The organism is Psychromonas sp. KJ10-10, from assembly GCF_047323245.1.
Classification (GTDB): domain Bacteria; phylum Pseudomonadota; class Gammaproteobacteria; order Enterobacterales; family Psychromonadaceae; genus Psychromonas.
Map to the genome: position 1 here is coordinate 2,833,139 of NZ_CP178826.1, position 23,246 is coordinate 2,856,384.

The 23,246-nt window shown below is 35.8% G+C and carries 23 protein-coding genes, 1 tRNA gene and 5 pseudogenes; 8 read left to right on the forward strand and 21 right to left on the reverse strand.

The features are described from left to right. Positions 1–97: 97 nt before the first annotated feature. The 3 genes from ACLKMH_RS16330 to ACLKMH_RS16340 form a co-directional block, all read right to left on the reverse strand. Positions 98–343 carry a hypothetical protein gene (locus ACLKMH_RS16330; protein ID WP_413699096.1) on the reverse strand — a complete coding sequence of 82 codons (246 nt, stop codon included), beginning with the start codon at positions 341–343 and terminating at the stop codon, positions 98–100. A gap of 137 nt (positions 344–480) precedes the next feature. Next, positions 481–822, reverse strand: a complete 342-nt coding sequence (locus tag ACLKMH_RS16335) for a hypothetical protein (protein ID WP_413699097.1) — start codon at positions 820–822, stop codon at positions 481–483. A gap of 20 nt (positions 823–842) precedes the next feature. Then, on the reverse strand, positions 843–1,439 hold the full coding sequence (locus tag ACLKMH_RS16340) for a hypothetical protein (protein ID WP_413699098.1): 597 nt from the start codon (positions 1,437–1,439) through the stop codon (positions 843–845). Between the two features lie 208 nt (positions 1,440–1,647). On the opposite strand from ACLKMH_RS16340, the gene ACLKMH_RS16345 reads away from it, so the two are divergent. Both ACLKMH_RS16345 and ACLKMH_RS16350 read left to right on the forward strand, forming a co-directional pair. Further along, positions 1,648–1,971 (forward strand): hypothetical protein, encoded by a 324-nt coding sequence (locus ACLKMH_RS16345; protein ID WP_413699099.1) that lies wholly within the window; start codon positions 1,648–1,650, stop codon positions 1,969–1,971. A gap of 392 nt (positions 1,972–2,363) precedes the next feature. Continuing rightward, a complete protein-coding gene (locus ACLKMH_RS16350) occupies positions 2,364–3,347 on the forward strand; it encodes an integron integrase (RefSeq protein ID WP_413699100.1) in 984 nt (327 codons plus the stop codon). A 107-nt stretch (positions 3,348–3,454) separates the two neighbouring features. Here ACLKMH_RS16350 and ACLKMH_RS16355 read toward each other — a convergent pair. Beyond that, positions 3,455–3,545: transfer RNA gene (locus ACLKMH_RS16355), tRNA-Ser, on the reverse strand. A 171-nt stretch (positions 3,546–3,716) separates the two neighbouring features. On the opposite strand from ACLKMH_RS16355, the gene ACLKMH_RS16360 reads away from it, so the two are divergent. Then, a complete protein-coding gene (locus tag ACLKMH_RS16360; RefSeq protein ID WP_413699101.1) occupies positions 3,717–5,690 on the forward strand; it encodes an exoribonuclease II in 1,974 nt (657 codons plus the stop codon). A 203-nt stretch (positions 5,691–5,893) separates the two neighbouring features. Then, positions 5,894–8,152, forward strand: a complete 2,259-nt coding sequence (locus tag ACLKMH_RS16365) for a YgiQ family radical SAM protein (protein WP_413699102.1) — start codon at positions 5,894–5,896, stop codon at positions 8,150–8,152. Positions 8,153–8,393: 241 nt separating this feature from the next. On the opposite strand, the gene recR is transcribed toward ACLKMH_RS16365, so the two are convergent. Beyond that, positions 8,394–8,990: a recombination mediator RecR gene (gene recR / locus ACLKMH_RS16370; RefSeq protein WP_413699103.1), complete on the reverse strand. Its 597-nt coding sequence runs from the start codon at positions 8,988–8,990 to the stop codon at positions 8,394–8,396. Positions 8,991–9,330: 340 nt separating this feature from the next. Here recR and ACLKMH_RS16375 point away from each other — a divergent pair, with 340 nt between their 5' ends. Beyond that, complete coding sequence (locus ACLKMH_RS16375; RefSeq protein WP_413699104.1) at positions 9,331–11,223, forward strand: methyl-accepting chemotaxis protein; 1,893 nt, start codon at positions 9,331–9,333, stop codon at positions 11,221–11,223. An 89-nt stretch (positions 11,224–11,312) separates the two neighbouring features. Here ACLKMH_RS16375 and ACLKMH_RS16380 read toward each other — a convergent pair. The 13 genes and pseudogenes from ACLKMH_RS16380 to ACLKMH_RS16440 all read right to left on the reverse strand — a co-directional run bounded on the left by ACLKMH_RS16380 (position 11,313) and on the right by ACLKMH_RS16440 (position 19,420). Next, positions 11,313–12,238: pseudogene (locus ACLKMH_RS16380) on the reverse strand (5'-nucleotidase). 56 nt (positions 12,239–12,294) lie between these two features. Then, positions 12,295–12,795 carry a hypothetical protein gene (locus ACLKMH_RS16385; RefSeq protein WP_413699105.1) on the reverse strand — a complete coding sequence of 167 codons (501 nt, stop codon included), beginning with the start codon at positions 12,793–12,795 and terminating at the stop codon, positions 12,295–12,297. Between the two features lie 114 nt (positions 12,796–12,909). Continuing rightward, a pseudogene (locus tag ACLKMH_RS16390) lies at positions 12,910–13,276 on the reverse strand (MmcQ/YjbR family DNA-binding protein). Between the two features lie 9 nt (positions 13,277–13,285). Continuing rightward, positions 13,286–14,758 (reverse strand): ABC transporter ATP-binding protein, encoded by a 1,473-nt coding sequence (locus tag ACLKMH_RS16395; RefSeq protein WP_413699106.1) that lies wholly within the window; start codon positions 14,756–14,758, stop codon positions 13,286–13,288. After that, entirely contained in the window at positions 14,730–15,050 is a 321-nt protein-coding gene (locus ACLKMH_RS16400; RefSeq protein ID WP_413699107.1) for a hypothetical protein, read from the reverse strand. Before ACLKMH_RS16400 ends, ACLKMH_RS16395 begins: the two co-directional genes overlap by 29 nt. Beyond that, complete coding sequence (locus ACLKMH_RS16405; protein WP_413702374.1) at positions 15,044–15,589, reverse strand: ATP-binding cassette domain-containing protein; 546 nt, start codon at positions 15,587–15,589, stop codon at positions 15,044–15,046. The genes ACLKMH_RS16400 and ACLKMH_RS16405 overlap by 7 nt, the downstream gene beginning before the upstream one ends. 77 nt (positions 15,590–15,666) lie before the next feature. Continuing rightward, positions 15,667–15,735 (reverse strand): annotated as a pseudogene (locus tag ACLKMH_RS16410) (hypothetical protein); the annotation flags it as partial. Continuing rightward, positions 15,735–16,798: pseudogene (locus ACLKMH_RS16415) on the reverse strand (ABC transporter transmembrane domain-containing protein). The pseudogenes ACLKMH_RS16415 and ACLKMH_RS16410, both read right to left, overlap by 1 nt. A gap of 133 nt (positions 16,799–16,931) precedes the next feature. Then, complete coding sequence (locus ACLKMH_RS16420) at positions 16,932–17,717, reverse strand: 2OG-Fe(II) oxygenase (protein ID WP_413699108.1); 786 nt, start codon at positions 17,715–17,717, stop codon at positions 16,932–16,934. A 238-nt stretch (positions 17,718–17,955) separates the two neighbouring features. Next, positions 17,956–18,108 carry a hypothetical protein gene (locus tag ACLKMH_RS16425; RefSeq protein WP_413702474.1) on the reverse strand — a complete coding sequence of 51 codons (153 nt, stop codon included), beginning with the start codon at positions 18,106–18,108 and terminating at the stop codon, positions 17,956–17,958. Between the two features lie 23 nt (positions 18,109–18,131). Continuing rightward, complete coding sequence (locus tag ACLKMH_RS16430) at positions 18,132–18,398, reverse strand: hypothetical protein (RefSeq protein WP_413699109.1); 267 nt, start codon at positions 18,396–18,398, stop codon at positions 18,132–18,134. 11 nt (positions 18,399–18,409) lie between these two features. Beyond that, positions 18,410–18,916: a DUF302 domain-containing protein gene (locus ACLKMH_RS16435; protein ID WP_413699110.1), complete on the reverse strand. Its 507-nt coding sequence runs from the start codon at positions 18,914–18,916 to the stop codon at positions 18,410–18,412. A 27-nt stretch (positions 18,917–18,943) separates the two neighbouring features. Further along, a complete protein-coding gene (locus ACLKMH_RS16440; RefSeq protein ID WP_413699111.1) occupies positions 18,944–19,420 on the reverse strand; it encodes a GNAT family N-acetyltransferase in 477 nt (158 codons plus the stop codon). 398 nt (positions 19,421–19,818) lie between these two features. On the opposite strand from ACLKMH_RS16440, the gene ACLKMH_RS16445 reads away from it, so the two are divergent. Continuing rightward, positions 19,819–19,995: a hypothetical protein gene (locus ACLKMH_RS16445; RefSeq protein WP_413699112.1), complete on the forward strand. Its 177-nt coding sequence runs from the start codon at positions 19,819–19,821 to the stop codon at positions 19,993–19,995. Beyond that, the gene (locus ACLKMH_RS16450) at positions 19,979–20,494 is read left to right on the forward strand and encodes a 2OG-Fe(II) oxygenase (protein WP_413699113.1); all 516 of its coding nucleotides are present in this window, start codon (positions 19,979–19,981) and stop codon (positions 20,492–20,494) included. Before ACLKMH_RS16445 ends, ACLKMH_RS16450 begins: the two co-directional genes overlap by 17 nt. A 232-nt stretch (positions 20,495–20,726) precedes the next feature. Here ACLKMH_RS16450 and ACLKMH_RS16455 read toward each other — a convergent pair whose 3' ends face one another. The 3 genes and pseudogenes from ACLKMH_RS16455 to ACLKMH_RS16465 all read right to left on the reverse strand — a co-directional run bounded on the left by ACLKMH_RS16455 (position 20,727) and on the right by ACLKMH_RS16465 (position 22,590). After that, on the reverse strand, positions 20,727–21,056 hold the full coding sequence (locus tag ACLKMH_RS16455; protein WP_413699114.1) for a hypothetical protein: 330 nt from the start codon (positions 21,054–21,056) through the stop codon (positions 20,727–20,729). A gap of 4 nt (positions 21,057–21,060) precedes the next feature. Next, the gene (locus tag ACLKMH_RS16460; RefSeq protein WP_413699115.1) at positions 21,061–21,786 is read right to left on the reverse strand and encodes a hypothetical protein; all 726 of its coding nucleotides are present in this window, start codon (positions 21,784–21,786) and stop codon (positions 21,061–21,063) included. Positions 21,787–22,006: 220 nt separating this feature from the next. Then, a pseudogene (locus ACLKMH_RS16465) lies at positions 22,007–22,590 on the reverse strand (superoxide dismutase). A gap of 289 nt (positions 22,591–22,879) precedes the next feature. On the opposite strand from ACLKMH_RS16465, the gene grxD reads away from it, so the two are divergent. Next, positions 22,880–23,239 carry a Grx4 family monothiol glutaredoxin gene (gene grxD, locus ACLKMH_RS16470; RefSeq protein WP_413699116.1) on the forward strand — a complete coding sequence of 120 codons (360 nt, stop codon included), beginning with the start codon at positions 22,880–22,882 and terminating at the stop codon, positions 23,237–23,239. Positions 23,240–23,246 lie beyond the last annotated feature (7 nt).

Genomic DNA, 23,246 nt, shown 5'->3' on the forward strand with positions numbered 1-23,246 from the left:
AACCTCTATATACTTCCTTTTCCGAAGCTCTCCAATAATATCCTCAACGTCAGAATCAGGAATCCCACCTTGAAATTGAAACATAGACTTTATTGAATTAGTTAAGGATTTCACTTTTACAGGTTTCAGCTTTAATAGACGTTTCTGTGACATATTGAATTGTGTCTATTTCTGCTTCTTCTACGATTTTAGCAGGAGCTTTTTGAACAGGTGCTTCAGTTCTTTTTTGAGGATTTTCAACTTCCTCTTCTTTGCGAGCAGTTTGAATTAGCAATTGTGCGAGTCGAAATTTGTCTCTGTAACTCAGTTGTTCACATGCTAAAGCAATCACATCGTAATTCATTAAGACTTCCTTATATATACAACATTTAGAGAAAAATATAACGCTTTGCTAAGCGGCTAAAAGTTGTTGGCTAAAATAGCGAGGAACGAGCAAAAGCCAACTGTTTTTTGTCCGTTTAAGCAACTTGTTAAATTGCATTAGCGCCTTTGCCCCGAAAGAGGTAGTAACACTGGAATACTGAATTGTATTCTATTTACCGAACTATTAGATGTTCCTGTTGTGGAGCTATTTCCTGCGACAGTTGCACTACCAACTGTTATTTCCGGCGCATCAGTTTCAGTACTGCCTTCTGTAACTGAAACAGCAATATCAAATTTTATTTCTTGAATAGGAACACCTGTTTCTGTGCAATAAATTATATTGGTACTATTAGTGGTAGAGAAAGATGCTGATGCGGGATTAACTTGTGCATTATGTTGTTCACCAAAAGATTTAGTCTGCACCAATGCCAGTAATAACTTGTTTAATTGTTTCTTCAACGTATTTATCTAATTTCATACTAACCTCCTATGCAAGTTAATAAAAATGAACCTATCGAAGCGATACTTCCTGCACTTGGTAAAGCATTTATCAGGGTATTTAAAACTGTTTTGCTTGGTTTAGCAGAGTCAAATTGCCCTTCAATTGCATCAACGATTTCATATGCTTCATTTTGTTTTTCAGTTGAATCTATAAGTCTTTTGATTTCATCTCGTAGCATAGCTATATGCTCAGCAACATCGTTGTTGATATTTACAATATTTGTTGAATTATCTGTTGAATCATTATTAACCCGAGTGTTATTTCCATTAAGGTTATAAGTAATGGATTGAATGGCTTTTTCTGTTTCAGGAAGACCAAGTTTTTTAACTTTCATCTGGTAGTGAGCAGGCATATTACGCCCCATAGCTTCATGAAACCCAGGATCTAAAACTTGGAATGTTTCAGTTCCACCATTTGACATTTTTCGTTGAATCAAATCATTAGGTTCAATAAGTACAGACGCACTCATTAAGTAGATCCCTTTACTTTGGACACTCGCAGATAGCTCTACACTTTCTTGTCCATCAGATTTGAGTACTTTTATTTTATCTTTCATCATACTAGCGAATGACACTGCACTCTCCTTTGCAATTTAACGCCGTTTTAAGCGGCAAAAAATAGTTGGCTATAATGTGGAACGAAGTGAAGCAAAGCCAACTGTTTTTTGTCCGACTTGAAAACTCTTGTTAGGTTTCAAAAATCCACACTTGAAATTGTTCATTTTATCCTCATATGTATAAGGTCGCTTCACTCAGCCTTTGCAAACTAACCGAGGATAAAATATGACTACCATTACCGAAAACATCGTTGATTCTGGCACCGATTTAATCGAAAAAGTATCAAGCCCAGCATCACGTTCAGGTTCAACTGTTGAACGTGCAGGAAGAATGCTTGAAGAAGGTGTTAGTCCTGCCGTCATTGCATTACAAATGACGGAAAATAGTCCTAATAACCAAACCTACACCCAAGAAGACGTTCAGACTCTTGGAAAAGTACACCTAGATTCAAAAACTAAAGTAACACTTACAGCAAAACAAACGAGAGCTTTGATTAAAGATCAAAATGAACAAACTGAAATACCTGCCGACGCTATCCCGCAATCTTAATACTTTCAAAATTTCAGCTTACTATGAACAGTGAGCTGAAACCTAACAGCTTTATATACAAACAAGTGACATAATATACATGTTGTATAACTTATATTATTAAAGATACCACAATAGCTATAAAAACAAATTAAATCAACAAACTATAAACACTATTACACAAAATTGTGAATCGACTATTACGTCACTGTGTTGTATATCTACATTTTTTAGAATACCTCTAAGCTACTGTTTCATTTATAAAATTAAAAAATTTCCTTCATTCTCTTCAATTTAAATGCTTTTTATTAGTTTTCAGGAAAAGCGTCACAGTGACATAATTTCTAGTTTTATTAATATAAAAGACTATAACGCTGTAAATAAAAACAGTAAAAATGTATTGCGGAGGATCTATGTACGATGTTCAAAAAATAATATCAACTGATTCCACTCGTTTTATGGATCGTTTTCGACTTTTTATCAGAAGTCGTCATTACTCTTACAGAACTGAGAAAACATACTGTTATTGGGTTTATTTTTTTATTCGTTTTCACCATTATCAACATCCTGAGAAAATGAGTAATGGGGAAATTGAAGATTTCCTTCAACATCTTTCAGTAGCAAGGCAAGTCACCAGTAATACACAAAAAGTAGCACTTAACGCGATTATATTTATGTATCGTGAATTTATGAAAATTGACATTAAAGGCTTGAAATTTAAGTACGCAACCAAACCAAGGCAATTGCCGACTGTTTTTACTCATTCCGAAGCTAATATAGTCATTGATGATTTATCAGGTATCTATAAATTATGCGCAAAGTTAATGTATGGGTGCGGATTAAGAATTTCAGAGACGACTCGCTTGCGGATAAAAGATATCGACTTCGGCATGAACTGTATTGTTGTACACGAAGCTAAAGGAGCTAAGTCTAGAAGGACGTTATTACCGAGCTCATTAATACCATTATTAAACCTTCAAGTGAAAGCAAGCCTATTGTCACATAAGTTAGACTTGGCAGAAGGTTTTGGTTCAGTGTATTTACCTGGGGCACTATCACGGAAATACCCAAGCGCGGAATTTGAGCCTGCCTGGCAATATCTTTTTCCTGCAAAGACACTGTCAGTTGATCCCCAAACAAATATCAGTAGAAGACACCATATTTCTGAGCAGAGTGTTCAACGCCAAGTGAAACAAGCGATCAAAAAATCAAACATCATGAAAAAAGCGAGTTGTCATACTTTTCGTCATAGTTTTGCAACGAGATTATTAGAGGCAGGAACTGATTTACGTAATATTCAAGAGTTGTTAGGCCATAGCGATATCAGCACAACACAGATCTATTTGCATGTTGTTGGTTTGCATGAGCGCGGTATTGTTAGTCCTGTAGATTGTTGATCACATTTATTTAATAATATTTGTTATTGGGTCAAAAATAACAAATGTAAGAAACCATTAAAAAGCAAAAAAGCTCATTACTTTTCAGTAATGAGCTTTTTCAAATGTGGCGGAGGAGGAGAGATTTGAACTCTCGGAGAGCTATTAACCCTCGCTGGTTTTCAAGACCAGTGCATTCAGCCGCTCTGCCACCCCTCCGCAGAACGAGGCGCATATTAAACAGGTTTAAGGCAAAAGCCAAGCTCTTTTTCATATTATTTTGAAATTTACCCATTTACTGCAATTGCCCCTTTTATTGCAGGTCATAAATCTTTATATTCCCTATATTTTATGCTTTTTTAACCTGCATTCATTTTTAAGGTTTATTCTATGTTTCAAAACAACCCGTTGCTTAGTCAATTAAAAGAGAAGATCCAACAAGATACACCAAAACGACAAGGGATCGTAAAAGCAACAGATAAAGGTTATGGTTTTTTGGAAACCGAGAAAGGAAAACGTTTTTTCATTGCCCCAAATGATATGAAAAAAGTGTTACACGGCGATCGTATTAATGCATTTATCCGTGTTAATGGAGATAAAAGTTCTGCTGAACCTCATGAGCTGAAGAAAACAGAAACACAACAATTTATTGCGCGCTTATCACTGCAAAACAACAAAATTACCATTGTTGCTTATAATCCACTGATTAAAGGTTTTTTCAAAGTTCAAGGTGGCCAAAAACTTCAGGATAAAGGTTTCCAAGATGGTGACTGGGTGTCTGTTAAACTGTTAAAACACGCATTAAACGAGGGTAAAGGTTTTCTAGTTGAAGTGATTCAAAAAATCGCAGATGCAAATGACCCCTTCGCTTATCGGTTAATTACAGTTGCCGCACATAACCTACCAAGTAAAGCACCAGAATTTGATCATCCTTGGCAGGTGCTTGATCCTGAGCTTGAACGCCAAGATTTAACCAAACTGCCCTTTTTCACTATTGATGGTATTAACACACAGGATATGGATGATGCGCTATACATAGAAACGACCGATAACGGTTGGTCTTTATTTGTCGCTATTTCAGACCCAAGTGCCTATGTTGATGAATCGAGTGACATGGATGCTGAAGCTAAAAAACGTGGTTTTACCCTGTATCTACCTAACTTCAATGTGCCTATGTTACCAAGAGACTTAAGTGATAGCTTATGCTCTCTTAAGGAAGGCGAAAAGCGTGCGACACTATGTTGTAAAATAGCGATTAATCCTGAAGGTGAAATTGTCGGAGAAACGCAATTTTTTGCGGCTTGGATAAAATCTCATTACCGCCTAAATTATTGTGATGTTTCAAATTATCTAGAAAATGATTCAGAACAAAAAGACCAATGGAAACCAAATTCTCAATTATCACAACAATTACAAACGCTCAGTGAAGCAAGCCTTAAACGTTTCACCTGGCGAACTGAAAATAATGTGGTATTTAAAAGCCAACCTGATTACACCTTTAAATTAAATAATAAAGGTGAAGTGTATGAAATTTTATGTGAGCCACGCAGAAGCGCAAACCGTCTTGTTGAAGAGTCTATGATTGCGCCTAATATTTGTGCTGGACAATTTTTAGCAAAACATAAACATCAAGGCGTGTTTAATGTGCATTCTGGTTTTGCTTCAGACCGTTTAACTAAAGCGGTTGAATTATTAACTTCATATAATATTGAAACGAGTGCAGAAACATTAAGTACGTTAAAAGGCTATACCGAGATGCGCCAGCAAACAGCGTTGTTGCATAATAACTACTTAGACCATCGCCTACGCAAATTACTTGCCTACGCTGATACTAAGAGTACGCCTGCGGAACACTTTACTATGGGTGTTGAAAGTTATGCGACTTGGACCTCTCCTATTCGTAAATACGGTGATTTAATTAATCATCGCCTTATTAAGTCAATCTTAATGAAAACTACAAATGTTAATGTCAGCGAAGACATTGGGGTTCACTTAAACGAGGCTCGTAAAACACAACGACTTGCAGAACGTGACGTTAATAACCTGCTTTATAGTCAATACTTAAAAGACCAAGTTAATTCAGACTGGCGTTATAAAGCTGAAATATTTGATATTGTAAAAGCGGGTTTAAGAGTACGTGTCCAAGAAAATGGCGCGACCTTCTTTATTCCAAGCAGTTTATTATGTGCAAACCCTAAACAAGCGAAGCAAATCACCTGTGATCGTGAGTTAGGAAAAGTTATTTTTGCAGGACAAACTGAAATGCAACTCGGGGATATTATTGATGTGATGCTCAATAATGTAAAAGTTGAAACTGGCCAGTTGATTGGTCGCTTAGCTGATCCTATCGTGATACCAGCATAATTATTACAATAAAAAGGGTGATTATTTATCACCCTTTTTAGTCACTATTTTTTAATCAATCCTTAAAAATCAATAGCAACGCCACACTTTCTATTTCTACTTAATAAATCTTTCCATTCCCTCATAAATTTCGCGGTTAAGATATTTAAACTGTTATGTTAGACTGCGCGATTATTTACTTCTCACTAGCACAGGCAACAATAATGAGTCTTGATCTATTACAGGCTGAACGCCCTCTTTTTTCTTATCCTTCTTTTAAAGGACGTAATGAAAAACCTGCGCCCTTTTTACCCATGTCGCGCAAGGAAATGAAAAAACTAGGTTGGGATAGTTGTGACATTATTATTGTTGTGGGAGATGCCTATGTGGATCACCCAAGCTTCGGTATGGCGGTTATTGGACGAACACTAGAAGCTCAAGGCTACCGTGTTGGTATCATTTCTCAACCCGATTGGCACAGTAAAGATGCCTTTATGAAATTGGGTAAACCTAACCTATTTTTTGGTGTGTCTGCCGGAAACATGGATTCCATGATCAATCGTTATACTGCTGAACGTCGTATGCGCCATGACGATGCTTACACACCTAATAACGAAGGTGGCAAACGTCCAGATCGTGCTGTTTTATCTTATACGCAACGTTGTAAAGAAGCCTATAACGATGTGCCAGTGGTTATTGGTGGTATCGAAGCGAGTTTACGTCGTATTGCACACTATGATTATTGGTCAGATAAAGTACGTCATTCAGTGTTATTAGATTCAAAGGCCGATATTTTATTATATGGTAATGCTGAACGTCCTTTATTAGAAGTTGCACATCGTATTTCCTTAGGTGAACCTGTTAAAGAAATGACAGATATTCGCGGTACTGCGATTTTAACTAAACAAGCATTACCTGGCTGGGATGGCATCGATTCACAACAGGTTGATCAATTAGGTAAAATTGACCCTATTATTAGCCCTTATGCTGATATTAATGTGCAATGTGCGACTCAACAAATAGCTGATCAAAGTAGTGCATCTCAAGAGGATGCCACTCAACCCATTACGGTTCTGCCGCCTTTAGCAAAATCATATAAAAAGAAACCCTGGGAAAAAACCTATATCCAACTACCAAGTTTTGAAAAGGTAAAAACAGATAAAGTACTTTATGCGCATACCTCGCGTGTATTACATCAAGAAACCAACCCGGGTTGTGCACGTGCTTTAGCACAGTTTCATGGTCAACGCTTATTGTGGGTGAATCCACCAGCGTATCCGTTAACCACTGAAGAAATCGATACCGTTTTTGGGTTTGAATATCAACGAGTTCCTCACCCGAGTTATGGTGATGCAACCATTCCTGCCTACGATATGATCCGTTTTTCAATTAATATTATGCGTGGTTGTTTCGGTGGTTGTACTTTCTGTTCTATCACAGAGCATGAAGGTCGTGTTATTCAGAGTCGATCTGAAGATTCGATTATCAAAGAGATTGAAACTATCCGTGATAAAGTGCCAGGCTTCACAGGTGTCATCTCTGACTTAGGTGGTCCAACGGCTAACATGTATCGCTTGAAATGTAAGAGTCCTAAAGCGGAACAAACCTGTCGCCGTTTAAGCTGTGTATACCCTGATATTTGTCATCATATGAATACCGATCATGAACACACTATTAATCTTTATCGACGTGCGAGAAAGTTAAAAGGTGTTAAGAAAATATTGATCGCTTCTGGTGTGCGTTACGATATCGCTGTGGAAGATCCACGTTATGTGAAAGAATTGGTTGAGCATCATGTTGGTGGTTATCTTAAAATTGCGCCTGAGCATACTGAAAAAGGCCCTCTTGATAAGATGATGAAACCAACCATGACTAGCTACGAAGCGTTTAAACAAATGTTTGAAAAATATTCTAAAGCGACCAATAAGAAACAATATTTGATCCCTTATTTCATTTCAGCTCATCCGGGAACAACCGATGAAGATATGATTAATTTAGCGATCTGGTTAAAAAGCAATAACTTTAAATTAGATCAAGTACAAAACTTTTACCCTTCTCCGATGGCGAATGCGACAACTATGTATCACACCGAGAAGAATCCTTTACATAAAGTTAATAAAGACAGTGAAGATGTATTGATCACTAAGGGTGCTCGCCAACGTCGATTACACAAAGCGATTTTACGTTATCATGTGCCTGAAAACTGGCCACAGATTCGAGAAGTGCTTAAAAAACTAGGTTTAGCGCGCCAATTGATTGGCCGTTCAGCACATTGTTTAGTACCACCAGAATCGCGCGATGAATTAAAAACGGCGACTAAAAAGTCGACAAATAATCAAGGTAAACCGGCATTAAGTCGCCATACTGGTTTGGGGCAATTCAAACAAGCAAACGGCAAAGGCAGAGCTAAGTCAACTATTAAGAAGCATTTAACCAACAAGAAAAAAGTAGGTTCAACGCGTAAAATAAAATTAGGGAATTAAAGGCTTGAAGGCTGGAAAGCTAAAAGGCTGGAAAGCTGAAAGCTAAAAAGCTGGAAAGCTAAAAGGCTGGAAAGCTGAAAGCTAAAAAGCTGGAAAGCTAAAAGGCTGGAAAGCTGAAAGCTAAAAAGCTGGAAAGCTAAAAAGCTAAAAAGCTCGAAGCTCGAAGCTCGAAGCTCGAAGCAAATCATTAAGTCTTGTTTCTAAGTAGCAAGACTTAATGATTGAATAATAAAATTTACTATCAGAACGCTGAGCGACCTGAAAAGGAATGCGATAGCGTTGTACTATCAACAAACTCAAGCTCTCCACCCACTGGCACACCATGTGCAATTCGACTCACTTTAATGCCATGTTTTTTTGCCATTTCTGCTATGTAATAAGCTGTTGCTTCACCTTCAACGGTCGGGTTAGTTGCTAAAATGACTTCGTTAATTTTTCCTGAAGCTAATTGTGTTGCCAGTAGATTTAACCCAAGCTGATCTGGCCCGATCCCATCAAGTGGAGAAAGATGCCCCATTAACACAAAATAGGTGCCAGAGAATAAAGCCGTTTGCTCAATAGCCAAAACATCAACAGGCATTTCTACTATACAGATACTGCCATTATTATTTCTTTTTTCATTGGCACAAAGGTAACACAACTCAGACTCGGTAAAAGTACGACACTGTTTGCAATGACCAATATCATTTACCGCTCTTTCTAAAACATGGCTTAACTTGAGTGCTCCTTGACGATTTTTATCTAGCAGATGATAAACCATTCGTTGTGCTGATTTAGGACCAACACCTGGAAGACATTGTAAAGCTTGTGTTAACTCATCTAATAAAGAGGTACTCATCTAATTTCTCACGCAAAAAATGTATCGCGATCTTAATATCAAAGTGAATAATTATCTACTGATAACTTTTAAATCACGATAATCACTTAAACTGTCGATGTTTTTTTATTCATTAATATTCAATTTATGCCGATATTATCCCATAAATGATAAATAAGCTGTTTTAGGTCAAAAGTTAATACAATATGCATTAATAAATGCGTTGCTCATTCGCTTTATCAATAAAGTGGCATACACTTATTTGTTATATAAAAATCACTTTTTAAGAAACATAAACATCCTTCTTTAATTGGCTGAATATCTTCGGTAAAAAGTTTCAAAAATAAAAATTTAAAAGGAAATGCTCAATGAGTTTAAAATTAAAAATGATGCTGTTGATGGGGGACTTATTACTGGTGTCGTATTAATCATTGCCAGTGTTGGTTTTGTCAATTTCAAATCTGAATCGAATAAACAATACGATGAAAATTTAGAATTAAAATCCTTTCTCATCGCCAAAGCCCTAGATCAAAAAGTAGGACGTATGTTTGATGTGCTTAATGCAGTTTCTGCTGAATTAGCCGTTACCAGTGACGAGCAAGTTGATGAACAAGCTGTATTAGAATCGCTTAAATCAATAGCAAACAAATTTGAAGTGTTAGGTGCACATATTGGTATGAAAAATGGTGATATCTACGCCTCTTTGGCAAATGGTTTTGTACCTAATGTGAATGCTAGAGATTTAAAACGCGAATGGTATGTACGAATTTTTGAAGGTGAAAATCAAGTTATCACAAAAGTTTATGTTAATGGTGAAGGTGATAATGCCATTGCTTTAGCCGTGCCAATCATGCGAGAAGCAAAACGAGTGGGTATTTTAGCAGTTAACATCAAGGTTGATTTAATCACTAACTTTGTAAATGAACTATCTGATAACCAGCAGGTATACGTTTCTCGTGAAGATGGCTATATTTTAGTTGCTCATAACCTTGATATGTTAGGTGATAACTTATTCACCAGCCACCCTACCTACGATAAAGTAAAGCATGAAAAAGCTAACTCTCATAACTATCAATACGAAGGTGAAGATTATTTTGTTGCTTCAGCAAAAATAGAAAATCTAGACTGGAATGTTTGGTCTTGGGACAGCACTTCACAAATTAACTCTGCCTCTAATCATAACCTTTATACCACCGCCATTATTGCCTTAGCATTTATTGTTATTGCCTTAATCATTACTTATTTATTAGTAAACAAGTTAATGTATTTACCCATTGGCGGAGAACCAAATACCATCAAGAATATGGTACAAAAAATTGCTGATGGCGACCTTAGCATTAAGTCTGAAACTACGGGCAATGAAACAGGTGTTTATCAAGCGGTACTTAAAATGGTTGGGCATCTTAAAATAACCATTAGTGATATCAATAAAACCAGCTCCGATGTTAACGAATCTTCTACGCAAATACGCGAATCTGCAAAAGCGGTTACAGTGACTGCTGAGCAACAAATGGATAGACTTGAGCAAACGGCATCAGCAATGAATGAAATGACTGTGACAGTCACAGAGGTTGCTCGTAATGCACAACAAGCCTCTTCTGCGGCGAATGAGGCAAAACAACACTCGCAACATGGTATGAGTGTTGTTAATGATATGAACCGTGATATTAGTTCTTTAGTAACGGGTATCGATGAAGTGGGTGAAGTGATTAAAAGTCTTGCTTCACAAACTGATAATATTGGTAGTATTTTAGATGTCATTCAAGGTGTTGCTGAGCAAACCAATCTATTAGCATTAAATGCGACCATTGAAGGTGCAAGGGCTGGCGAACAAGGGCGTGGTTTTGCGGTAGTTGCAGATGAAGTTAGAAACCTTGCTAATAGAACGCAACAAAGCACCGATGAAATTCAACAGGTGATCACCAATTTACAAGCTGAAGCAAGTCGTTCAGTAACATTAATGCAAACAAACTCCAGTAGCGCAGAAGCAACGGCTAATAAGTCTAATGAAGCTAATCAAGCCTTAGAAGCAATTAATAGTTCAGTAGAAGAAATTCAAGATATGAACAATCAAATTGCAACGGCGACAGAACAACAAACTGTTGTCGCCGAAGAAATCAATGCGAGTATTGTGACACTCAATGATATGGCAAAAGGTACCTTTGATACCGCAGATAATAACTCTAAAATGGCACAACGCCTGCAAGAGTCTGCAGTATCATTAAATAGTTCAGTGGAAAGGTTTACGTTGTAAACGTATCCCAAGTTAAAAATAAAAACACCACTCAATTGAGTGGTGTTTTTTATGCTTTGTGAAAGTAGAAAACATTAAATAACAGAAATTTACTCTGTTTCATCGTCGTTATGAACTGCTTTATTTTTCACGCCAAAGGGAATATGAACTGAGGGTGCTACTTTGCTTGTCGAGTTAAGGTGACTTGATTGATCATCGAAAAATATATGTGGTTTTAACACACCTAAAACTAACCCTTTATCAACACCTCCTAAGAAAAATGCATCATTTGCCATTACCCCCAACCTCTTAAAGTATTTAAAGCGCGTTCATGGGAAGGTGCATTCCTAGCCGTAACAATAGAAACTCGAAGTCTGTTTTTATATTTCTTTTCGGTTTTCTTTTTTTGTTCTTCAATATTTTGAATAGCTGAAATTTTAACTAAAAATTCTTTTAATGGCCCGGGGTTATGTGACTGAAGAATATTCTTCGTTTCATGGCTATGGAATTTAGTTAAGTCATTACTTTCATGCATAACGGTTTCGGATTCGTCATCGGCCAACACACCATCAAAGTCAAAGGCTATTCTTAAGTCATCGGTTTCTTCATCGATAATAGTTGAAGGCAAAACATGCCCTGCGGGATAACCACGCTGAATTGCTTTTCTGACGTCATTAAGGTTACCTGATAAAAACAAGGAGATATTTAACGCAGGAATATAATCGTAGGGAGATTTTCCCTGCATGAAAATGGCTCTTGAAATAGGCAATTTATAGTGCTCAATTGATTTCATTACTCGTAACCCTGTCTCAGGGTCATTGCGAGATAATAAAACCACTTCCACTAATGGATTTTCCTTTGCATCATCACTTAAATCATTTAAAGACAATAAACGTTTTACGAAGGAAAATGCCGTTCCTTTGGTTAAGGGGTTATTAATGTTATTTGATTGATACTTTCTGTATTCTTCTTCGCCTTTACTTCTAAAGACTTGGTCTGATTCAAACGAGATCAAACATTGCACTTGATGCAACACCGATTACTAAACGTTTACTTAAATCATAAGTCATCAATATTTCTCAATATATGAGGTTATACAAGTTCGGTTTTAGGCATAGAGTGAACATTTTTAGTCGACATGACTTTAACGAAATTGGGATACTGCTCTTTAAAGGTTTCGTCATCTTTAAACCAATCATAAATCACCGTCATTAACTGACCAATTTCTAACACAATAGAGGGTAAGTCATACTTGTCTGTTAATACTTGTGAACAGATAAATTCAATCTGAGTTGCTATTTTTTCCGTGCAACCATTATCAGGTGCGTTAGCTTGAAGTAACTTATTTAATGCAATATTTTTTGTTAACAACATAATGTCCACTCTTTGCACCTGAAGTTGCATTACTTGCCTGAAAGATTTTTGCCCACTGTTGAATATCTGATTTTGAAATTTTTTCATGAAAAAAGCTAAGAGCTTTTTACTTTTTGCTCTTCTTTGTTTTAGGTGCCCCTTTACGTAACCATATCCAGCCACGGCAAGGCCAAGAATAATGGCGAAAGCTTTAAATAGTTCAATTTGATCTAGTGTCAAAATTATTTACCTTTTTTAAAAATAGAGAGAAATGATAGAAGCGTCATTTTACAGATTCAGTGATGTTATGACAGTAAAATAACTTTTATAAAAACAGAAAAAAATTCATTTAATCTAGGATTGATTCAAGCCAATTTCTTTTTGTTTTCTTTTGGTTAAACCTAATGAAACCAATCGATATGACTCGTTCAGGTAATATTTTAAATCTTCATCATTTTCGTCAGTGCTATGGAAAAGTTGGATCCATTTCATGCCACGATTTGCAAAATAAGGGGCAGGTTGATAATTTTCACTAGCTTTTAAAAATTCAAAATTAACATCTGAAGTTTTAAACACAAAGGCAACTTGCTTATCCGCTCCCCAGCCTCCAATAGCAAATACTTTATCACCAACTTTCCAAACGTGGGAACCACCCCATTGCTGTACATAGGTCGTATGGGGCAACGCGCTGGCAAAAATGGTTAAATTCAATATAGTTCATATTTAGGATTCAAGACTCTTTGTCTATTGACTCATTTAATAAACCAGCATAAACGCCTTTTAATGCAACAAGCTGATCATGATTGCCTTGCTCTACAATCTCGCCTTTTTCTAATACCAAAATGCTATCAGAATGACGAATTGTGCTCAGTCGATGCGCGATGGCGATGACCGTTTTTTCAGTGAATAAACGTTGCATGGCTTTTTGTATTAAATTTTCTGTTATTGAATCAACCGAACTGGTTGCTTCGTCTAACATCATTACTTGACCGCCCTGTGCAATAGCACGCGCAAAGGAAATCAATTGAGTTTGCCCAATGGAAAGGTTAGCGCCGTTTTTATCTAATAAAAAATCATACTTTTCTGGTAGCTGATTAATAAAAGTATCTGCATAAACATAGCGAGCGACTTCCTCAACCTGCGACTCAGAAATACTCTCATTACCCAAGGCGATATTAAAGCGAACACTTTTTTCAAATAAAAACACATCCTGCATCATCAATGAAAAATGTTGTACGGAGTTTTCAATGGAAATTTTGGAAAGCTCTAAACCATTTAAAAGAATACTACCTTCATAATCTTGGTAGGTTTTAGAAATTAAACGTAGAATAGTTGATTTTCCCGACCCCGTTGAACCAACCAGTGCTATTTGATGCCCTTTCTCTAGCTTGAAGGAAACATTTTTAAGCACATAGGGTAAATTTGGCGCATAGCGGAAACTGACATTGATAAACTCTAAACTATTAAAGTCCTGTAAAGCATTTTCAATAATATGCTCAGGATATAAATCTCGGCCCTCTTCTTCCATCGGTTCGACAAACAATTCTTCGATGTGATCAAAAGAAGCAAAGGAACTCTGAATAGTGGCAATTTGCGAGGTAAAATCACGAATTGGTACAAATACTTTTTCTAAGGTATTTATAAAAGCAATCAACACACCCAGTGTTAATGCATTTTCGATCACTTGACCAGAACCATACCAAATCATTAATGCGATGGTTATTGATGTCACTCCCGAAATAAATGCAAATAATATCGCATCGTATTTATTAACACTTTTTTGCGCGTCTAAAAATTCATCGTTATAAACTTTGTATTTTTCCTCAACGGCCACCTCAGCACGATACAGTTGCACTGTTTTAACGCCGAATAAAACCTCCTGTAAATAACCAATCCCACGCGCTAGGCTTGAACGAGATTTACGGTGTACTTTACGTAAGCGGTCACGAATATGCACAGTTAAAAACATCACTGGAGGCATTACAATTAAGACTATTAATGCTAGTTTCCAATTAATAAATAACATCATGATCAGCAATGCGATTGTATTTATTGAATCTTTAACTAAGCCCACCAGCGATTGTACAAAGGATTCACCAATGCTTTCTAAATCACTGGTTAATCGCGAAAGCGTCACCCCTGTGGGTGTATTATCAAAATAACGACGTGGCAGTTTAAGTACTCGTGCAAAAAGTGCTTGCACGCATATCAGTAATCGAATTCAATCCAGTTTTTCTTAGATTAAAAGCATAAATTGCATCAACAAAATAGTTAATAACCAATACCACAACCAGATAGAAGATATGTAACCATAAATCTTCTCTATTTCCCTGTACAAGATGCACATCAATCACTTGTATAATTAACCAAGGAAACAGCAAACTGGTGATAACAGACAAAGGTAGCATGGCAACGCCTAACCAAGCTGTTCTTTTATACTTTTTAACAAAACTCAAAAAATGTTTTAAATGAAGAATATCTACCGCTTTTAACATGTTTTATCCTCCGCTTCGTTTTGTTGCAACTGCCAGGTTTCATAATAATAAGGACAATCTTTTAATAAAGATTGATGACTTCCCTTAGCAATTAATTTCCCTTCACTGAGCACGATGATTTCATCCATATATTCGAGTGCACTAACACGATGAGAAACAACCAAAGCGACTTGATTATACAAACGAGCAAATACGCCCTGTAATATTTTTCGTTCGGTTTCATAATCTACGGCTGAAAGTACATCATCCATAATGATCACATCACTTGGTGTGAGTAAAGCACGTGCAATACTTAAACGTTGTTTCTGTCCACCAGAAAGCATAATGCCCTTTTCTCCGACCAAGGTTTGATCACCCTTATCGAAGCGGGATACATCTCCAGCCAATTGACTTAAATTAAGCACAGCCTCGATATCTGATTTAGTTGCACCTTTACTTCCAAAACGAATATTTTCTTCGATAGTCGCCGAAAAAAGGTAAGGTGTTTGCGTGACAGTTTTAATATAACGGCGATAATCCTTGCGCGACATGTTGGTGATATCTTTATCACCCCAAAAATACTTCTCTTATTAATATCAAGATGATGGTTTAAGCAATTTACTAATGTCGTTTTTCCTGAACCAATACTCCCTAATACACCAACCTTTTTACCAGCAGGAATATCAAAACTAATATTATCTAAAATTAAACGTTGATCCCCGGGTAACTAAAACTTAAATTTCTTACAGAAAGAGTTTTGCCCTTTAAAGCATCAATATTTTGTTTAGATAGTTGTTGTAAATCCTGCTCTGGAATATCTGTGTTAAGCACCGTTTGAACGCTTTCAATACTTACCATTCCTCGTTGATAAATAGTCGCAATACGACCCAATTGCATTAATGGCAACGCCAATAAAACAGAATAAGAAAGGAAAGCAGTAATTTCACCAATCGTTAATTGTTGGCTTAGTAACATGTACCCACCCAGCCCCAAAATCAAAATCTTCATTAAATTATTAGCAAACTCTAACACTGGCATAATAAAGGTTTGAATACGCGTAATTTGCATTTTACAATCGAGTAACTGTTGGTTACGTTTCTCTGCTTCTGCTGTTACCCAGGGTGACATTTGTTGGCTTTTTATTAAATCGATCCCAGATAAAAAATTCATTAATTGAACGGAAAGTTCCTGTAAACGAATTAGCTGTTGCGCATGTAACCTCTTCATACGCACAAAACCATAACGAAATATGACAAAACCAACACTGATAGGAATTGCTGAATAAAGAGTTAATTTAGGGAAATATTCCACATCCACAGGGGCGTTAATGATAAGGCAAAGGTGACATTTGCTAATTGCATAAACCCTGTACCAAAAAGTAAACGCACACCACTAAGATCGTTGTTTATAATGGAAATTAACTTTCCCGATGCAAATTTACTATGAAAACTATTTGGTAGATGGTTTAGCTTTTTAAGTAAATCGTTTTTTAAGGAAGCTTCGGTTATTCTCCCCGGATTAAGCGCATAAATACGAGAAAAAATACGTACCACTATCATGGATGCAGACATGATCACCACGATCCAAACATAACGGGTTAGTTGTCCATGACCTTGTGTTGAGGCATCATCAATTAAATCGATAGCTAACTGGATATAATGCGGGATTTCAACCTGTAACCAATTAACAATAAAAATAAGAAAAATAGCAATCAAGTATGATTTTAGATTTAAGCGCAGACAATGCAAAATAAATTGTCTTTTGTTCATGTGATACCTTCTTAATTGGAAAATGGTGCGAGACAAGGAAGTATTATTCTATAGGATTTTTCAAACCAGTGTTTTAATCTTGATTACAAAATTTAAATAAATTACTGGAGACACTACTACTAGCGCCTAATCATCAACCTAATCGGCCAAAGAAAGTCATTCGTGCTGACTCTGATAATGAAATCCCAGGTTCAGTATTATAAGCAAGCACCACTAACATTCTAGTTCGGTCTCCTTCAGTAGGCGTAACACGGTGCATAGAGTTTCTACCTCTAAATAACACTAAAGCGCCTGCTTGCATCGAAAGAGTTTTAGGCGCCACTTCACCCGCGAGAATTTTTTCTGAAAGAGGGTAATTCATATCACCACTATCGGCATCACGAACATCTTTTGCATATTCAAAAACTGCCCCACTTTCTGGATTTTGAATCATTAAGGTAATAGCGAAGGAAGAATTATCGTAATGCCAACCTAATTCTTGACCTTCGGAAGCATAATGCAAGTTGACCGAAGAGAGATTATCAGCATATTCATAAAGCGCCTGCTCACCTAAAACGGCACATAAAAAAGAACGAAATGCCTGTGAATCATAAAGTTTAAACAAATCTGACTGAGACGGTATTTGATCCGTTGTTATGCAACCTTTAGATGTAGAGACTTCTTTATTTCTTGGGTGATTATTTGAATATTGAGAATCTGGCGTCGTTAAATAAATATTATGTTTTTTAACCGTATAATAAGCGAGGTGCTGATTTTCTTGACCTTCTACTTGTATTGATTCAACCGAAGCTGGGCTTAAAAAATCAGCTAAAACCAAAGCACCATTTTCATCTAATGTTTGCTTACAATGTTGACGAAAGCTTTCATCATTTAATGGGTATTGTGTCAGATTAATGATATCAGCCAATGTGTTTTGCATTTAGAACTCACTTTTTTACTAATGGTTTTTTATATGAGACTTGTTGTGTATATGTTTTTACAACTTGGAAGCAATTATAACATTTTTACAACTGTTCGCTTTATTCACTTTAACTGAAAGGGAAAATAATTTGTTTAGGGGAATTCCATGGAGTGCTAAAACAGGCAAGCGAGGCACTTGCCCTAAGTCAACGATAATATCTAATCATTGAGAAGTAAGCTTGATAAGTAAAGCGACTCTAAAACCAAGGTTTATTACCCTGTACGTAAATTTGCTCAAACTCTTCATCTGATTTAGTTAAATACATAATAAACTCTATGAAGGCAATAACACCAATAATCATTGATGGAATGCCTAAAAGAATGAAACCAAATAGGAACACGAGCAACATGATCACTCCCTGTTTGGTATAACCTAAGTAAAATTTATGCGCACCGAAGGAGCCAAGGAAAAAAGCAAACAAAGCGTACCAATCTTTTTAGAAGAGCCTGCCATTAACGTTGAATCGGCATAAATGGCCTGCGCATTTTCACCGGTTGCAGAAAAATCAACCTTATTACCTTGCCTAGGTAATGATGTCCCTTTCCATTCTTCAATATTAAAATAATAACGTTCACCGTTATCACCAGAAATCACACCGCTACGATTTTCTTCATTATATTCAAGGATAGTTCCTTTCATTTTGACCTCTCCTAGGTTCGCTCCGTTTCGCTTACAAACCTAACAATAAGCGCAACTTGTTTATTTATTTCGCAATAGTCTGCTTTAGATAGATTGCTTAAAACGCCTGAAACTTTATCAATAACTTGGTCACAACCAGAAATTTGATGACGTTCTTTAAGGTATTCAGGATTATTATAAGTTATCCAAACTTTTTGTTGTGCATCTTCACTAACTAATACCTTTTGTGGTAAATCAATAGCAACACTTTGTTCACACTGCATCAAAGGCGTACCCACTTTAGGATTACCAAAAATAATCACCTGTGTTGGTCGTAACTGTAAATCAACAGAGCTGGCATTCTTTTGATGGTCAATTCTAGCAAAAACTGTTAAACCTTTGTTTTTAGCAATGTTTTCAAAGCGATCAGCTGTTTCATTAACTGAATATTGGCTTTCATACTTTACTAGACTTTCCGTTGCAAAAACTGAAAAAGATGCTGAAAGTAAAACCATACCTACTGATAAATATTTTTTCATTTTTATATCCTTTGTATTAAGTTAATTTTAGTTGATTGAGCTAAAAACTTGCATTGGGCCCTTAGGTTGAGATTCAGACCATTGTTCGCTAAATTGTTGGCTGGTAAAAGATGATATTGTTTTGCGCCAAAATACCTGTGCTATTTTATGAGTTTCAAGTTGCGCAACCTGCCAAGTACCTGAGTGTAAATTGAATAAAGCATGTGCAAATTGTGTCGCTAAGCTTTTTCTGCGGTATGCTTCTTTGACAAAAAATTCGGCTATACAGAAATGATTCTTTGATAATTGTCTGACCAGCGCAAAACCAATCGGTTCATTATTGACTAGACATAAATAGGGATACCTTTCTGCCTCTGTCCAATAACAAGAGAAGTATTTTCCGAGATCATATTTACCATTGCTTAAAATACTCTGCCCAGTATGCTCAGATATTTCATGTAAGTATATTTGCATCAGGTTTTCTACAATAGTTTGAGAAGATTGCATAGCCTTTACAACTTTCAATTTTTTATTCCTCAGAAAAACTATTCTCTTTAACGTTAAATAATCATTAACAAAAATTAAACACAATAATTGACATTTACATGATAAGCAACCTTAGCCTGCTATTAAACAACTAATTGATTATCAATATTTAACATTAAATAAAACAATGTGAGTTGACTAAAAAATTAGTCTCTTTTTTAATAATAAATCGCTTATTTTAATAACATAAAATAGATTGTTCTTTTAAGCTTTTAATGCCAATATCCGCGCCATTACCTTAGCAAGAAACAGACGAAAGTTTTCGCCATAAATCAGCTTTATGGAAATAGCAATTTGCTATCAACCCCACCTCTGAAAGACTCAGGTTAATCATTCTTCATATAATTATTTCAACACTTGCTTAAAAGGAGTTGGCGTTGTCAGCTTTAAATAACGTTATTAATTTCAATGATAATAAATCATTTGATGAATCTTTATTGGTACAAATATCAGATGATATTTACAATCAGGGTTACAGTATTAAACCCGCTGACTTTACCACCAAAATTATGCAATGCTTTATTTATACATCAACAAATGATGCAAGCAGATAAATTTAAGAATGCTGGCATCGGCCGTGGTGATAACTTTTTAAAAAATGACTTTGTCAGAACTGACCAAATTAGTTGGATCACAGGCGAAAGCCTCGCGGGTAAACAATGGTTAGAATGGGCGACTCACCTACAAGGATTTTTAAATCAGCGTTTATTCTTAGGGTTATTTTCCTTTGAAAGCCATTATGCACATTATCGCCCTGGTGATTATTACAAGCGACATATTGATGCCTTCCGTGGTGAGTCAAATCGTGTATTAACGATCGTGGTGTATTTTAATAGCCAATGGTTACCCGAGGAAGGTGGTGAATTGGTTTTATATAAAGACAATCAAGATAACGAAGGAATAAAAGTGGTCCCTTTAATGGGCACTATTGTCGCTTTTTTAAGTGAGGAGTTTCCCCATGAAGTACTGCCTGCAACAAGAGATCGTTACTCGATAGCAGGATGGTTCCGAATTAATACTTCAATGGCAGATAAAGTTGATCCTCCTCTCTAGAAATTTTATTGAATTAAAGTTCGCATTTTATTCTGCGAACTTTAATCATAACTAAGATATTTTAATACCAGCGAAAAATTACATCGTTAAAATTTACTAATAGGCCCTAAATCTTTGAAGGCGTAGGTCGCAAAACCTGTTTTAGCATGATTGGATGCAATCCTTACTTTGGTTGCACTGTTAGTGGTAAAGAAGTCTTGATAAACCTTAGGATATTTCGCATTTAAGTCAGCTAACTTTTTCCCGTCAAATAACCCTTTAATACTTGCAAAGTTTTTTGGTAAAGCAAAAATAGCTTCATTTTCATGAATATCAGTACTACTGTTGGAATAAATAGAGAAAAATCCTCAAGGGTCAAATCCACTTTTAAATAGAATAAAAAGAAAGGCTGTGCTCTTTTTAAATCCATAAAATAACCAAGGCAACTAATATCTTCGATATTAAAATGTGTTTCCTCTAAATTTAATTCGTCCATCACTGAACGCGCACTCGTCGCAAAGGGGGAAGGTTTGCCATCAATGAGTACATCACTACTTAAAGGGTTATTTACAGAACGATACATGCCTTCAGTCTGCCGACAAATGTACAGCAACTTCGTTGTTATTTAATTTCCCAGCGACAAATTGATTTTTTGACCTCACCGAACAAATTAAATAATCATCCTTTGTAATCAATAAAGTGCCTGTACCTATTTTAAATTGACACTCTGGATAGTCTGATAAATTAGTAATAGAAAGCGATGCTTTATCGAGTGATAAAGTATCTCTTAATAAATGCTCTTCCTGAGTTAATTCATTGTAATAACTTTTATCTAAACATAGATTAGGGAAAACAAAACTATGATAATCCGTTTCTTCTAGGATCAATTTATATATATTCTGACGTTTACCATCCTTACCCTCTGGCCTATTAACATCAATTCTTCTTAAAGCAAAAGAAGCATTATTGTCTAGCGTCACACCATTTTTATTAGCTTGATCAGTTTTGGCTTTTATTTCAGATGCCTTAATAATTAATAAGTCTTCGCGTAATTGATTTTCATATTGATAAATTTCGCAATCAAAGTTATCTACTTTCAATGGTTTTTTAATAAATAGATTAGCTTCACGAATATCTTCAACATTAAGTAAATCAAATAATTCTCTAATGTCTAATTTATTATTCTGTTTTTTAATTGATGAGATGGGATCAACAAACCAACCTTTTAAGTTTTTAGCGAGTTCTTTTGGCGCAACGGCAAAGAAAGCTAATATTCCTAATAAAGAAGCAACAATGCCTAATATTTCTATCACTTTATTTCCTTGTAATGTTAACAAATAGCTAAACATTGTCAGCTCGAAGGGTAACTAACTCTAATTGACATGACCACCGGATTCAATTAATAACTGAATATTTAACAAGGAGTTGCAACTAGGAATAACAAAATTAATGAATAAGTTGAGGCTTTAAAAGTGAATAAAAAAAGGGATAACCAAACTGGTTATCCCTTTTTGTTTTAACTAAAAATGTTAATTATGCAAAGTTTGCATTAACAAAATCCCAGTTAACTAGTGCCCAGAAACCATTTAGGTAGTTAGGACGCACATTACGGTAATCAATGTAATAAGCATGTTCCCATAAATCTACTGTTAATAGAGTAGTTACACTTTCATCAGTTAACGGAGTTGCTTGCATTAGATGTGTTTACGATTTCTAAACTGCCATCAGCTTTTTTCACTAACCAAGTCCATGATGAACCAAAGTTATTAACGGCTTTATCATTCCAAGTCGCTTGGAATGCATCAAAAGAACCAAAACTAGCATCGATTGCATCAGCAATCGGTCCTGTTGGTACGCCACCAGCATTTGGTGCTAAACAGTTCCAATAGAAAGTATGATTCCAAACCTGTCGCTGCATTATTGAATAATGGACCAGAACTATTTTTGATAATATCTTCTAGTGAGCTGTCTGCTAAATCAGTTCCTTCAATTAAGCCGTTTAATTTCGTAACATAAGTCGCATGATGTTTTTCGTAATGAAATTCTAATGTTTCTGCTGAAATATGAGGCTCTAAAGCATTTTTTTCAAAAGGTAACGCTGGTAATTCAATTGCCATGATATTTTCTCCAATGTGATGTAATTATTAAATAATTACGGAATAACAAATACTATTTCATTATTAAGTTGTTTGATTCTCTGAAATTAAATGATCTATGTCAAACATATTTTATGGTAAAATCGACTCTACCCGTTATCAATTAAGATGCATTTATCAGTCGATAGCTCGGATATCAAGATAAGGCGCAACATGTTGGCCTTTCGGGTTATTACCCTTATTGATAATAACGTTTTTATCAACGTGATTAAGGGGTACAATTCATAAAAATCATTAATAGGAAAGAAAAATGGATACTTTAGATAAGATTAAGAGCCAAATAAGTGAAAATAACATCCTTCTTTATATGAAAGGTTCACCAAAATTACCAAGCTGTGGCTTTTCATCTCAGGCTTCTCAAGCATTAATGCAATGTGGTGCTCCATTTGCTTATGTAGATATTCTACAAAACCCTGAGATTCGTGCTGAATTACCAAAATATGCAAATTGGCCAACCTTCCCACAACTATGGGTAGACGGTGAATTAGTTGGTGGTTGTGACATTATTATGGAAATGTTCCAAACTGGTGAACTTAAGCCACTAATTGAAGAATCTGCGAGCAAAAGCAAGTGCATCAGCAGAGTAATATTAATTATATTAAACATGTGATTTATCA